Source organism: Micromonospora wenchangensis, assembly GCF_002210435.1.
Taxonomy (GTDB): domain Bacteria; phylum Actinomycetota; class Actinomycetes; order Mycobacteriales; family Micromonosporaceae; genus Micromonospora; species Micromonospora wenchangensis.
Genome location: NZ_MZMV01000012.1, coordinates 91,342 through 103,841 on the forward strand (window position 1 = coordinate 91,342; position 12,500 = coordinate 103,841).

The following is a 12,500-nucleotide window of genomic DNA, read 5'->3' on the forward strand; positions in this document are numbered from 1 at the left end:
CTCCCGATCAGGAAGTCTTGCGGACGATGAAACATGTGTCAACAACGTGTGTCGAACACCGACGACCTGCTAGGACGTGTCTGCCCGGTACGACACCGATGGTCCGACTCGGGCGACGGGCCGCGGTGGTCAGGAGGAGAGCGCGGGGAGCCCGATCGGACTGTCCGTGGGAATGACCGTGTGGCAGGCGCGGGCGACCGGCACCAGCAGCTCACGGAGCCGTTCCGTGCCGTCCGGGCCGAGCGCCAGCCAGGGTCGGGCGGCGGCCCGGTCGGTCGCGTCCTCAACGGCCCGCAGACCGGCGTCGCCCACCTCGGTGGGGGCGCCCCCGTCGGTCAGCCACCCCCGGTCGACCAGCCGGGCCCTCGCCTGCGCCCACTCGTCCCCGGTCCAGCCCCGGCCGAGCAGGTGCTCCTCCGGCCGGTCCTGGGCGACCCGGAACGCCAACGTCTCGACCGGGTCGAGACCGGCGGCCACCAGGGCCGCCACGTGCCCGTCGCCGCGGTGCTCGCGCAGCGTGGTGGCCGCCTGCCAGAGCCGGGCCAGCGGGTAGTCGCCGCGCGGCAGGGCGGCGTTCGCCGCGCCGAGCACCCGGCCGGCGGTGTCCGCCCCGACCGCCGCGACCTCCAGCAGTTCGGCCGCCTCGGCCAGGTGCGCCTCGGGAAGTTCGTAGGTGAGTTCGGCGAGCGCCTGCACGGCCCCGGTGAGCCGGGCGCGCAACGCCTCCTCGGGGGCGGCGAGCTGCCACACCGCCGGCAGCGCCCGGCCCACCATCGGCGGGGCGAAGGTGAAGAAGACGGCGGTCACCGGGGCGGCGTCGACCGCCCCCAGCGGGGCGGCCCGGCCCGCGAAGTAACCCCGCCAGTAGCCGCGCAGCCCGATCGCCTCGGTGGCGGCGCGGGCCCGGGGATGGAAGTAGGTGATCGCGTGCACGGGTTCGACGTGCGTCCACATCGACCGGGCGGTCCGCCCGGGGTCGTCCAGCGGCGGCACGCGCACCTCCGGGTCGGTGGGGGTCACCGTGACGCGGACCGGCCGCCCACGGTGACCCCGAACCTACTGCCGGTAGGTGCCGGCCGGAAGACCCGTGTGGTCTACTGCACCGCCAGCACGTCGACGATGAACCGCAGCGGGCCGGCGGGCGCGCCGGGACGCTGCGGCTTGTCGCCGTACGCCAGGTCGGCGGGGATGTCGAGCTGGACCCGGCTGCCCACGGTCTGACCCTGCATGCCCTGGTCCCAACCGGGGATGACGTTGCCCTGGCCGAGGCCGAAGGTGAACGGCTCGGACCGCTTCCAGGAGGCGTCGAACTCCTCACCGGTCTTGTACGACACACCCACGTAGTTCACGGTGATCTGCTGGCCGGCCTGGGCGGCCGGGCCGGTGCCCCGGATCAGCGGGGTGGCCTTGAGCCCGGTCAGCTCGCCCTCGCCCTTGGTGGCCTGCGGCTTGGTGCACAGCGCCTGGTCGGCCCCGTCGGGCAGCTTGGGGAAGTCACCCGCGCAGCCGGCCGGAGCCGCCGCCGGCTTCGGGTCGTCCTTCTCGCCGTTGCGGACCACCACGAACACCCCGACGATCACCGCGATGACGGCCACGCCGGCGACGGCGCCCAGCCACGCCTGCCGGCGCTTGCGCTTCTCGGCGGCCTTCTGGGCCGCCAACTGGGCGGCGAGTCGCCGCTGTGCCTTCGTCTCCGGGGCCTGACCCTGGCCCGCCGAACGGTTCTCCGTACGCTCGCTCACGTCCTCGACTCCCTGCTGATGTGGGTGGCCGGCCCGGCGACCCGGTTCCGTGGCCAGCGCACACGGTACCCGGATCGATGCCGAGGGTGGGCCGTCGCCCGCCCGTCGTGTCCGGTGAACGGACCGGGCCTGCCGGTTCGTGCCCGTCTTTCCGGGTGGCGGGGGCCGTCCGGCGGTAGGTTCTCGACCATGGCGATCCTCACCGACGAAGACAAGGCCCTGCTCACCGAACCGCAACTCGCCCACGTGGCGACCATCGAGGCGGACGGCACCCCGCACGTCACCCCGGTCTGGGTGGACGTCGACGGCGAGCACATCCTGTTCAACACCGCCAAGGGGCGGCAGAAGTACCACAACATCGCCCGCAACCCGGTGGTCGCGGTCTCCGTGGTCGACCGGGCCGACGACTTCCGCACCCTCTGGGTGAAGGGCACCGCCGAGTTCGTCACCGAGGGCGCCGACGCGCACATCGACCGGCTGGCGAAGAAGTACCTCGGGCAGGACACCTACCCGTTCCGGCGGCCCGACGAGGAGCGGGTGATCGTCCGGATCACCCCCACCGAGAAGCTCGGCCGGGGCTGACCGACGCACGACCCCGGCGGGACGGCCCACCGTCGCGCCGGGGGACGGGGCGCGGGTCGCCGCTCAGGCGCTGCGCCGCGGGGCGGCCTTCTTCTCGGCGGTCTTCTTCGCCGGGGTCCTGGTGGCCTTCTTCTCCGTGGTCTTCTTCGCGGCGGTCTTCTTCGCCGGCTCCGCCTTCTTGGCCGGCTCCGTCTGCTTCGCCGTGGTCTTCTTCGCGGTGGCCCTGCCGGCGGTGGTCTTCTTCGCCGTCTGCTTGGCCGACCGGGCCGACGAGATCGGCGTCGGCTCGCCGGCACCGCCGGAGGGCGCCTCGCCCCTGGCCACCCGGGCCCGCTCCACTGACGCCTTCAGCGCCGCCATCAGGTCCACCGCGGCGGCCGGCGCGGCCTCCTCCTCCGCCGGCTGGACCACCTCACGGCCCTCCACCTTGGCGTCGATGACCTCCTGCAACGCCGCCCGGTAGTCGTCGGTGAAGGCGTCCGGCTGGAACTCCCCGGCCATCGAGTCGATCAGGGAGGCGGCCATCGCCAACTCCGGCGGGCGGACCTTCAGGTCCTCGTCGAGGAAACCGAAGTCGGGGGTACGCACCTCGTCGGGCCAGAGCATCGTGTTGAGCAGCAGCACCCCGTCGCGGACCCGCAGAGTGGCCAACTGTTCCCGCTGGCGCAGCGCCACCTTGACGATCGCCACCCGCTCCGAGTCGGCCAGCGCGTCGCGCAGCAGCACGTACGGCTTGGTGGCGGTCCCCTCCGGCTCCAGGAAGTACGCCTTGTTGTAGAGGATCGGGTCGACCTGCTCGGCGGGCACGAACTCCAGCACGTCGATCGCCCGGGAACTGGTCAGCGGCAGGTCGGCGAAGTCGGCGTCGGTGAGGATCACCATCTCGCCGCCACCCAGGTCGTAGCCCTTGGCGATGTCGTCGTAGCTGACCTCCTCGCCGCAGACCGAGCAGGTGCGCTTGTAGCGGATCCGGCCGCCGTCGTCGCGGTGCACCTGGTGGAACCGGATGTCCTTCTCCTCGGTGGCCGAGTAGAGCTTCACCCCGATCGAGACCAGCCCGAACGACACGGCTCCCTTCCAGATCGCCCGCATCCCGATGCTCCTCTCACCGCCCTGACCAGGATCGCAAACGATCGAAGCCCCCGCACGTGCTTCCGTACGCAACTACAGTCGGACAGGTGCCCGGCGCGCCGTTGAAGCCGATGCTCGCGACGACCGGGCCGCTCCCGGTGGGTGCCGGCTGGGCGTACGAGTTCAAGTGGGACGGGGTGCGCGCGCTCGCCGACCTGACCGGTGGCCACCCGCACCTGTTCGCCCGCTCCGGCGTGGAGATCACCGCCGCGTACCCGGAGCTGGTGACGCTGGCCGAGCAGGTCGACGACGCGCTGCTCGACGGTGAGGTGGTCCTGTTCGACCCGGCCGGGCAGCCCTCGTTCACCGCCCTCGCCGAGCGGATGCACGTCCGGGACCGGGCGAAGGCGGCCCGGCTGGCGGCGACCCTCCCGGTCACGTACATGATCTTCGACCTGTTGCGGTGGCGGGGTGAGGACCTCACCGGGTGGCCGTACCACGAGCGGCGGGCGGCGCTCGACGGCCTGGGGCTCGGCGCGGCCCGGTGGACGGTGCCCCCCTGCTTCAGCGACGGCGCGGCGACCTACCAGGCGGCCGGGGAACACGGCTTGGAGGGGGTGCTGGCCAAGCGGGCCGACTCGGTCTACCGGCCCGGGGTGCGCTCACCCGACTGGGTGAAGGTCAAGCTGGAGGTGACCGGGGACTTCGTGGTCGGCGGCTGGCGGCCCGGGGCCCGGAAGATCGGCGGCCTGCTGGTCGGGGTGCCCGGCCCGGACGGGCGGCTCACCTACCGGGGGCGGGTCGGCGGCGGGATCGGCGCGGCCCTGGAGCGGGAGTTGCTGCGCGAACTCGAACCGCTCCGTTCCGACGGGTCGCCGTTCGCCGGGGACGTGCCGCGCGAGGACGCCCGGGGCGCGATCTGGGTGACCCCCCGGATCGTGGTGGAGGTCAGGTACGGCCAGCGCACCCCGGACGGGCGGCTGCGCTTCCCCCGGGTGCTGCGGCTACGCCCCGACAAGCCACCAGGGGAGGTGGAGGATGCCTGAGCGGGTGAAGGTGGAGGTCGACGGCCGGGCGCTGGAGCTGTCCAACCTGGACAAGGTGCTCTACCCGGAGGCGGGGTTCACCAAGGGCGAGGTGATCGACTACTACACCCGGATCGCCCCGGTGCTGCTGCCGCACCTGGCCGACCGGGCGCTGACCCGGATCAGGTTCCCCAACGGCGTCACCGGCGGCTCGTTCTTCGAGAAGAACGCCCCCGCCGCCACCCCCGCCTGGGTACGCACCGAGACGCTGCCCGTGCCCGGGTCGAGCCGGGGACGGGAGACCATCGACTACGTGGTCGCCGACGACCTGCCCACCCTGGTCTGGCTGGCCAACCTCGCCGCCCTCGAACTGCACACCCCGCAGTGGCGGATCGGCACCCACCCGGACCTGATGGTCGTCGACCTCGATCCCGGCCCACCGGCGGGGTTGCCGCAGTGCTGCCAGGTGGCGCTCCTGCTGCGCGACCGCCTCGCCCGCGACGGGGTGGCGGCGTACCCGAAGACCTCCGGCAAGAAGGGCATGCAGCTCTGCTGCCCGGTCAGCGCCACCCAGGACGCCGAGGTCGTCTCCGGCTACGCCAGGCGGGTCGCCCAGGAACTGGAACGGGAACACCCGAAGCTGGTCGTGTCGAAGATGGCGAAGAACCTGCGGCCGGGGAAGGTCTTCATCGACTGGAGCCAGAACAACGCGGCGAAGACGACTGTCGCGCCGTACTCGCTGCGGGCGCAGCCGGTGCCGGCGGTGTCCACGCCGCTGACCTGGGACGAGGTCGAGGCGGGGGCGGCGGGGAAACGGCCTTCGGCGAAGCCGTACACCGCCGGGGAGGTGCTGCGGCGGGTGGAGAAGTCCGGCGACCTGCTCGCCCCGCTGCTCGACGGCGGCCCGGCGCTGCCGACGGCGTGAGCTGTGCGACGGCCCGGCCGACCCACAGCTGTGGCGGGTCGGCCGGGCCGTCGACTCAGCGCTGTCCGAAGACCTTCCGGTACGTGCCGAGGCGCAGCAGCACGGTCTCGCCGGTGGCGTCCAGCACGCCGTCGTTGTCGGTGATCGCGTACACCTGGCCGTCACCGCCGACGGTCAGCCCCTCCAGCTTCTCCTGGGTCCAGCCGTTGGTGGCCCGCAGCGCCGGCAGCACGTCGACGGCGAGGGTCTTGGGCAGCACGGTCAGCGGGCCGGCGGCGGCCGGACCGGTCGGCAGCGGCACCGTGTAGATCCGCTTGACGGTGGCGGCCGGACCGTTGAGCTTGTCCCGTTCGATCACGGCGAGCCGGTCACCGACCACGGTGATCTCGGAGAGCCCCATCCAGTCCCCGGGGACGGTGGTGCCCTCCAGCCGGTAGCCGAACCAGCTCCAACTGTCGGCGGTCACGTCGTACCTGCCGATCCGGACGACGCCGGCCGGGTCGGTGGCCACCTCCCGCTGGAGCACCGCCCAGACGATCTCCCGGCCGTGTCGGTCGGTGCTCGCGGTGACCCCCTCGAAGCCCTGCTTGCCCAGCCCGGCGGCGATGTCCGCCGGCAGTGGCACGGTCTGCTCGGTACGCCCGTCCCCGTTCAGCCGGACCAGCCTGTTCTCGCTGCCCTTCGCCCCCTCGACGGCCAGCCAGAAGCCGCCCTGTGGCCGGGCGAAGACCCCCTCCGCGTCGTACCCGACAGGGGTGCCGGCGGCGTCGGTCACGGTGGTCGCGTCGGTGATCACGGCAGGCGAGCGTCGGGTGTCGACGGTCAGGATCCGGGTCGGGGTGTACGCGGCGTCGGTGACGGTGTAGAGCTGCTGTGGCTGGCCCGGCACGGCGGACAGCGCGCCGAGCGCCCCCCAGCCGATCGGCGCGCCCGCGGCGTCGTCGGCCGAGACGATGCTCGGGAAGCCCGGGGTCTGCTCACCGAGCCGGTAGAGCGACACCGAGGCGCGGACACCCACCGAGGCGTCGTCGGTCTCGCTGGAGACTGCGAGCAGGTCCCGGGAGGGGATGGGGAGCAGCCCCTCCGGGCCGTTGGTGGCGGGCAGCACCTGGCGCAGCACCGGGGCGGTGGGCCGGGTGAGGTCGTAGACGGCGACGAAGTTGCTCCGCTCCGACCCGACGAACGCGTACCGCACGCCGTGGTACTCGGCGACGGCCACGCCCTCCGGCTCGGTGCCCTTCTTGGCGGCCCGGTCGTTGTTGTGCAGCCCGTAGCGGACGGCCAGCCGTTCGAACGTGTTGCCGGCGTCCCAGACCACCTGGCCGGTCCGGCTGTCGAAGACCGACCAGCCCCGGGTGCCGCCCCGCCAGTCGCCCTCGTTGGCGGTGGCCAGGTAACGGTCGTTGATCCAGGCGACCGCGTCCGGCTCGCGGGGGACGTCGGTGATCGACCCGGTCAGGTCGGTCCGGCCGTCCTTGACCGTGTCGATGCCGCTGACCGAGGCGGTGCCGGCGCTGAACGCCCGGGTGATCCGGCCGGTGGGCAGGTCGATCAGGACGACGCCGTTGTTTTCCTGGAGGGTGACCGCGAGCTGGTTGCGCTCGTTGATCGAGACGTACTCGGGTTCCGGGTCGGTGGGCTCGGTGATCCCGGCGGCGGCCAGCACCGGCAACGCCCGGCCGTCGGGCGCGGTCAATGCGACGGTACGCAGCTTCCACCGCTGCGGCGTCGTCTTCCCGTCGAGGTCGATGAGCTGGACAAAACCGGCGGGTGCCTGTGGCAGGTCACCCTTCTTGTGACCGGGTGGGGTGGCGTCCTCGTCCCGCTCGTTCTCGATGGCGATCGCCGCGTACCGCTCGTCGTGGCTGATCGCGATGGAATCGGGCTGCCCGCCGAGGTCGATGCTGCGCACCCGCTGCCGGGTGGCCAGCTCGATCACGTCGAGGCGGCCGGAGGGGGCGGTGTAGCTGGCGCTGGTGTTCACCACGACCAGCACGTACCGGCCGACGACCGCCACCGAGGTCGGCTCGTCCTCGGCGTCGCCGAGCTGCGCCAGGGAGAGGGTGCCGAGACCGCGCGGCTGGTCCGCCCGGCCGATGTCGAGGAAGCCGATCCGCCGGGCCGCCGCATCGGTGTAGACCAGGGTACGGCCGTTCGGGCTGACCGCGGAGATCTCGGCGACCGTGGCGGTGGCCGGGTCCTCACCGGCCGGCCGGTTCTGGAACACCGGGTAGGTGGCGGTGCGGTCGAAGTTGAGCTTCCGGTCCGGGTATCCCCGGCTGGCCGCCGTACTGCCCGGGGCGGGGTGGTCCGGGGCGGCGACCGCACTGCCCGGGGCGGTCAGGGTGGCCAGCGCCAGGCCGGCCACCACCGTTGAGGCGAACACTCTTCTCGCTGTCACTGCTCCTCCGAACGTTTCGATTCGGACGGAGGCTGGCAGGCGTGACCGAGCGCAGGTCGACCAGCGGGTTAACGGCCGGCGACGGGCCGGCGGTGAGCTGGCTCGCCGGCCTCGTCGTTTCGGCCGAACTTCCCTGGTCGAAACGGTGTCCGGGCAGGGCCGACCCGGTCACCGGTCGGTGATGACGCCGTTCGCGTCGATGCCGTGGTCCCGCCAGTAGACGTCCCACTCGTCGTCGACGTGCTGCGGGACCTTGCCCTGCGGGTACCGGACGTACGGCGCGGTCGGCTCCTGGCCGTCGGGGAAGCAGGCGCTGCCGCCCTGTCCACCCACCGCGATCGCCGGGTACTCGCCATCGCTGCAGATGCTCTCCCGGTAGCCGCAGCCGCTGGTCAACAGCAGGCCGCCCAGGCCCACCCCGGCAAGAACGATCATGATCCGCGTACGCATGGGTCGAGTCTCGTGGCGACGGGCGGCGCTGTCATGCGCACGCGTACTCAACTCTTCCCGGCTCGGTAGGGTGGGGCGTTCCGTCCGGACAGGAGGACCGATGGTTGCCCACCTCGCCGTCACCACGTCGACCGACCTGCCTGAGCAGGCAGAACAGCCACTGCTGACCTACTGCGACGACGCAACCGGGGAGCGGACGGAGCTGACCGCGAAGCAGCTCGGTGACTGGGCGGCGCGCACCGCCGGTCTGCTGCGCGACGGGTGCGGGCTGGGGCCGGGCAGCCGGGTCGCGGTGCTGCTGCCGCCGCACTGGCGTACCGCTGCGGTGTTGCTCGGGGCCTGGTCGGTGGGGATGGCGGTGTCGTTCCGGCCGCGCGCCACCGCCGGGTTGCCGGTCCTCGAACCGGGTGGCGAACGGCCGTACGACGCGGTCTTCGTCACCCCGGAACGCCTGGACGACTGGCTGGAGGACGTGCCGGACGGGGTGCACCGTTACCTCGTCGGCACCGCCCCCGGGCCGCTGACCGACGTGCCGGTGGGCTGGCTCGACTGGTCCGCCGAGGTGCTGCGGCACACCGACACCCCGCCCGACTACGCCGCCGTGCACCCGGCCGCCCCGGCGACCCCCGACGGCACGAGCTACGGTGCCTGGGGACGCCTCGCCAGGGAGATCGCCGACCAGCTCGGCCTGCGCCCCGGCGACCGGCTGCTGGTCAACGCCGCCGAACACGAGCAGCCGGTGAAGTGGCTGTTGGCCCCGCTGGCGGTCGGCGCGTCCGTGGTCATCTGCGCCAACCTCGACCCCGCCACCCTGCCCACCCGGATCGCCACCGAACGAACCACCCACACCCTCTGACCCACCCCGCCCCGCGCCCGCCTCGCCCCGCGCCCGCCTCGCCCCGTTGGGGGTGCGTGCGGTGATCAAGAGGTTTGCGTCAGTCTTGATCTTCAAGTTGACGCAAACCTCTTGATCACCGGGCTGGTGGTGGGGGTGGGGGTGTGTGTCGGTCAGGGGTCAGCAGGTGGTGTTGGTGGCGGGGACCCAGCCGTCCAGGGACGGGTCCTCCGCGCCGTGGCCGTAGATCCAGGTGTCGTTGTCCTCGGACCAGCCCTGACCGTGCCAGCGGAAGCCGCGACCGGCGGTCAGGGTGCGTAGCACCTGGCCGTGCGGTGCCGTGCGGAGCCAGGTGTTCTGCGTCAGGTTGCAGACGAAGCCGGGTGCGTCGCTGGCCGAGGCCGGCGTGGCGGCCACGACGGTGCCCGGGGCGACGACGAGCGCGATCGCCAGGGCGTGCAGAAGTCGGCGTTTCACTCGGAATCCCTTCGACGTGTCGGTGTCACTATCCACTATGGACACCGTACCGGCCGGGGGGCGTGGTTGCCGGGCGGGCGCGGCGTCTGGCGGCGGGACCGTCCACTGAGTCGTCGACGTCATCAGCTCGAAAGGACGCGCACCGACCATCCACACCCCCCGCCCGGGAACACCGGCCAGGCGGGGGGAGCAGCGGGGCCCGAGCCGGGTCAGTCGACCGTGGGCAGCTTCGGGCCGAGGACGTCGTCGGCGTCGACGATCGTGTACGCGTACCCCTGCTCGGCGAGGAAGCGCTGCCGGTGGGCCGCGTACTCGGTGTCGATGGTGTCCCGGGAGACCACCGTGTAGAAGTGCGCCTGCCGACCGTCGGCCTTCGGGCGGAGCACCCGGCCCAACCGCTGCGCCTCCTCCTGCCGGGAGCCGAACGTGCCGGACACCTGGATCGCCACCGCCGCCTCGGGCAGGTCGATGGAGAAGTTGCCGACCTTCGAGATGACCAGCGTGCGCAGCTCACCCGAGCGGAACGCGTCGAACAGCCGCTCGCGCTCCTTGTTGGTGGTGGAACCCTGGATGATCGGCGCGTCCAGGTACTCCCCGAGCTGGTGCAACTGATCGATGTACGCCCCGATCACCAGCACCTGGTCGTCGGGGTGCCGGCCGACCAGCGCCTTCACCACCGGCAGCTTCGTCCGGGCGGTCGCCGCCATCCGGTACCGCTCCTCAGCCTCCGCCGTCGCGTACGACATCCGCTCCGCGTCGGTCAGGGTGACCCGGACCTCGGTGCACTCGGCCGGGGCGATCCAGCCCTGCGACTCGATGTCCTTCCACGGCGCGTCGTACCGCTTGGGGCCGATCAGGCTGAACACGTCACCCTCCCGGCCGTCCTCGCGGACCAGGGTGGCGGTCAGGCCCAGCCGGCGGCGGGCCTGGAGGTCCGCGGTGAACCGGAAGATCGGCGCGGGCAGCAGGTGCACCTCGTCGTAGACGACCAGACCCCAGTCGCGGGCACCGAACAGGTCCAGGTGGGTGAACGCGCCACCGCGCCGCGAGGTGAGCACCTGGTACGTGGCGATGGTGACCGGACGGATCTCCTTGCGCTCGCCCGAGTACTCCCCGATCTCGTCCTCGGTGAGCGAGGTGCGGGCGATCAGCTCCCGCTTCCACTGCCGGCCCGCGACCGTGTTGGTGACCAGGATCAGCGTGGTCGCCTTCGCCTCGGCCATCGCCGCCGCGCCGACCATGGTCTTCCCCGCCCCGCAGGGCAGCACCACCACCCCGGACCCGCCGGCCCAGAACGCCTCCGCCGCCTCCCGCTGGTACGACCGCAGCGTCCACGGTTTGCCGCCGTCCTTGCCGGCCTCGGTCAGCTCGATCGGGTGCGCCTCACCGTCGACGTACCCGGCCAGGTCCTCCGCCGGCCAGCCCAGCTTGAGCAGCGCCTGCTTCAGCCGGCCCCGCTCCGACGGGTGCACCCGGATCGTGTCGTCGTCGATCTTGTCACCGAGCATCCCGGCGAGCTTCTTGCTCTTGGCGACCTCGATCAGCACCATCCGGTCCAGCCCCCGCAGCACCAGGCCGTGCGCCGGGTCGTTGGCGAGCTGGAGCCGGCCGTACCGGTCCATCGTGTCGGCCACGTCCACCAGCAGGGCGTGCGGCACCGGGTAGCGGGAGAACTTGAGCAGCGCGTCGACCACGGCCTCGGCGTCGTGCCCGGCGGCGCGGGCGTTCCACAACCCCAGCGGGGTGAGCCGGTAGGTGTGCACGTGCTCCGGGGAACGCTCCAGCTCGGCGAAGGGCGCGATCGCCATCCGACAGGACTGGGCGTCCGGGTGGTCGATCTCCAGCAGCAGCGTCTTGTCGGACTGCACGATCAGTGGTCCACCGCTCACGCCAGGTCCCCCTCCTCGGCCGGATTCCCCGACCGGCCGCGAAATCCCGCCGCAGGTCGACCATCCAGTGTTGCACGGGGGTGGGAGACTGCCAGAAAATCTTCGCAATGGGTGCAACGTTTCCCGGGGGACACACGTCTACCAGTGGGACGACCGATCCGGGGAGGCACACGATGCAGGTCCGCCACAGAGCCCGGGTCGTCGCCCTGGCCATGGTCATGCTGGTCGGCGCCGGTGGGTGTGCGTCCGTGCCGCAGGCCGACCCGGGTGGCACCGGAGGAGGGCTCGCCCCGGTCGGCAGTGCGGAACAGGTAACGGGGGCGGGTGCCTCCTCCCTGCCCGACCAGCTGACCGGGTCCGACACGAAGCCCCGGCACCGGGAGAAGCCGCAGCCGAAGGTCCGCGCCACCAAGACCCCGAAGGCGTCGACCGGGCGTCGCCCGCGCGTCCCGCAGAAGTCCAACCAGACCCGCTGCCAGCTGGGCGAGCACCAGCGTGAGGTGGAGACGTACCTGGCCCGGCTGGGCGGGTTCGGCACGGTCACCGTGGACGGCCGGCAGACCGACGCCGACTGCGCCGCGATCAAGAAGTTCCAGCAGCGGTACGACATCCGTCCCGCCGAGGGTCGGGCCGGCCCGTTGACGTTCGACGTGGCGAAGCGACTGGCCACCACCGACGTCAAGCGCTGCTCCGCAGGCTCCGGCACCACCTTCTGCGTCGACCTGACCCGGCAGACCACCTGGGTGATGCGCGACGGCAAGGTGGTCGCCAAGCCCACCGTCACCCGGACCGGGATGGCCGGGTACGCCACCCCCGCCGGCACGTACAAGGTGAACCTGCGCAACCTGAAGGAGTGGTCCAACCCGTACGAGGTGTGGCTGCCCTACTGGCAGCGCTTCAACGGCGGGATCGGCTTCCACGAGACCACCACCTACCTGCACAACGCGGGCATCGGCTCGCACGGCTGCGTCAACCTGCTGCACGCCGACGCGGTGCGCTGGTGGGAGCTGGGCAAGGTCGGCTCCCGGGTGGTCCTGGTCGGTCGCCGCCCCGGCACCTGAGCCCTCCGTCCACCCTGCCCGTCTCGCCTCCGGCCCCTCGGT

At 72.4% G+C, this 12,500-nt stretch carries 12 protein-coding genes; 5 read left to right on the top strand and 7 right to left on the bottom strand.

Annotation, left to right across the window (positions count from 1 at the left end; genetic code table 11):
• Positions 1-129: 129 nt before the first annotated feature.
• Together B5D80_RS09845 and B5D80_RS09850 are read right to left on the bottom strand one after the other, a co-directional pair.
• Positions 130-954: an SCO6745 family protein gene (locus B5D80_RS09845; protein ID WP_088643566.1), complete on the bottom strand. Its 825-nt coding sequence runs from the start codon at positions 952-954 to the stop codon at positions 130-132.
• 140 nt (positions 955-1,094) lie between these two features.
• Positions 1,095-1,742, bottom strand: coding sequence for an FKBP-type peptidyl-prolyl cis-trans isomerase (locus B5D80_RS09850; protein ID WP_088643503.1), 648 nt, complete (start codon positions 1,740-1,742; stop codon positions 1,095-1,097).
• A gap of 189 nt (positions 1,743-1,931) precedes the next feature.
• On the opposite strand from B5D80_RS09850, the gene B5D80_RS09855 reads away from it, so the two are divergent.
• Positions 1,932-2,324, top strand: a complete 393-nt coding sequence (locus tag B5D80_RS09855; RefSeq protein WP_088643504.1) for a PPOX class F420-dependent oxidoreductase — start codon at positions 1,932-1,934, stop codon at positions 2,322-2,324.
• Between the two features lie 63 nt (positions 2,325-2,387).
• Here B5D80_RS09855 and ku read toward each other — a convergent pair whose 3' ends face one another.
• Positions 2,388-3,416 carry a non-homologous end joining protein Ku gene (gene ku / locus B5D80_RS09860; protein ID WP_088643505.1) on the bottom strand — a complete coding sequence of 343 codons (1,029 nt, stop codon included), beginning with the start codon at positions 3,414-3,416 and terminating at the stop codon, positions 2,388-2,390.
• Between the two features lie 86 nt (positions 3,417-3,502).
• On the opposite strand from ku, the gene ligD (B5D80_RS09865) reads away from it, so the two are divergent.
• Positions 3,503-4,441 carry a non-homologous end-joining DNA ligase gene (gene ligD, locus B5D80_RS09865; RefSeq protein ID WP_088643506.1) on the top strand — a complete coding sequence of 313 codons (939 nt, stop codon included), beginning with the start codon at positions 3,503-3,505 and terminating at the stop codon, positions 4,439-4,441.
• Positions 4,434-5,345 (top strand): non-homologous end-joining DNA ligase, encoded by a 912-nt coding sequence (ligD, locus tag B5D80_RS09870; protein ID WP_088643507.1) that lies wholly within the window; start codon positions 4,434-4,436, stop codon positions 5,343-5,345. Before ligD (B5D80_RS09865) ends, ligD (B5D80_RS09870) begins: the two co-directional genes overlap by 8 nt.
• Positions 5,346-5,400: 55 nt before the next feature.
• Here ligD (B5D80_RS09870) and B5D80_RS09875 read toward each other — a convergent pair whose 3' ends face one another.
• Both B5D80_RS09875 and B5D80_RS09880 read right to left on the bottom strand, forming a co-directional pair.
• Positions 5,401-7,746: an esterase-like activity of phytase family protein gene (locus B5D80_RS09875; protein ID WP_169733048.1), complete on the bottom strand. Its 2,346-nt coding sequence runs from the start codon at positions 7,744-7,746 to the stop codon at positions 5,401-5,403.
• A gap of 168 nt (positions 7,747-7,914) precedes the next feature.
• The gene (locus tag B5D80_RS09880; protein ID WP_088643509.1) at positions 7,915-8,196 is read right to left on the bottom strand and encodes an SCO0607 family lipoprotein; all 282 of its coding nucleotides are present in this window, start codon (positions 8,194-8,196) and stop codon (positions 7,915-7,917) included.
• Between the two features lie 100 nt (positions 8,197-8,296).
• Here B5D80_RS09880 and B5D80_RS09885 point away from each other — a divergent pair, with 100 nt between their 5' ends.
• Entirely contained in the window at positions 8,297-9,052 is a 756-nt protein-coding gene (locus tag B5D80_RS09885; RefSeq protein ID WP_088643510.1) for a TIGR03089 family protein, read from the top strand.
• A gap of 159 nt (positions 9,053-9,211) precedes the next feature.
• Here B5D80_RS09885 and B5D80_RS09890 read toward each other — a convergent pair whose 3' ends face one another.
• Both B5D80_RS09890 and B5D80_RS09895 read right to left on the bottom strand, forming a co-directional pair.
• Complete coding sequence (locus B5D80_RS09890) at positions 9,212-9,508, bottom strand: hypothetical protein (protein ID WP_088643511.1); 297 nt, start codon at positions 9,506-9,508, stop codon at positions 9,212-9,214.
• A gap of 209 nt (positions 9,509-9,717) precedes the next feature.
• Complete coding sequence (locus B5D80_RS09895; protein ID WP_088643512.1) at positions 9,718-11,397, bottom strand: DNA repair helicase XPB; 1,680 nt, start codon at positions 11,395-11,397, stop codon at positions 9,718-9,720.
• A 173-nt stretch (positions 11,398-11,570) separates the two neighbouring features.
• Here B5D80_RS09895 and B5D80_RS09900 point away from each other — a divergent pair, with 173 nt between their 5' ends.
• The gene (locus B5D80_RS09900) at positions 11,571-12,458 is read left to right on the top strand and encodes a L,D-transpeptidase family protein (RefSeq protein ID WP_088643513.1); all 888 of its coding nucleotides are present in this window, start codon (positions 11,571-11,573) and stop codon (positions 12,456-12,458) included.
• Positions 12,459-12,500 lie beyond the last annotated feature (42 nt).

What these genes read in the sequence shown, in the direction of transcription:
- ku (WP_088643505.1), bottom strand. Translation starts at nt 3,416, where the DNA reads ATGCGGGCGATCTGGAAGGGAGCCGTGTCGTTCGGGCTGGTCTCGATC.
- B5D80_RS09885 (WP_088643510.1), top strand. Translation starts at nt 8,297, where the DNA reads ATGGTTGCCCACCTCGCCGTCACCACGTCGACCGACCTGCCTGAGCAG.
- B5D80_RS09845 (WP_088643566.1), bottom strand. Translation starts at nt 954, where the DNA reads ATGTGGACGCACGTCGAACCCGTGCACGCGATCACCTACTTCCATCCC.
- B5D80_RS09880 (WP_088643509.1), bottom strand. Translation starts at nt 8,196, where the DNA reads ATGCGTACGCGGATCATGATCGTTCTTGCCGGGGTGGGCCTGGGCGGC.
- B5D80_RS09900 (WP_088643513.1), top strand. Translation starts at nt 11,571, where the DNA reads ATGCAGGTCCGCCACAGAGCCCGGGTCGTCGCCCTGGCCATGGTCATG.
- ligD (WP_088643507.1), top strand. Translation starts at nt 4,434, where the DNA reads ATGCCTGAGCGGGTGAAGGTGGAGGTCGACGGCCGGGCGCTGGAGCTG.
- B5D80_RS09855 (WP_088643504.1), top strand. Translation starts at nt 1,932, where the DNA reads ATGGCGATCCTCACCGACGAAGACAAGGCCCTGCTCACCGAACCGCAA.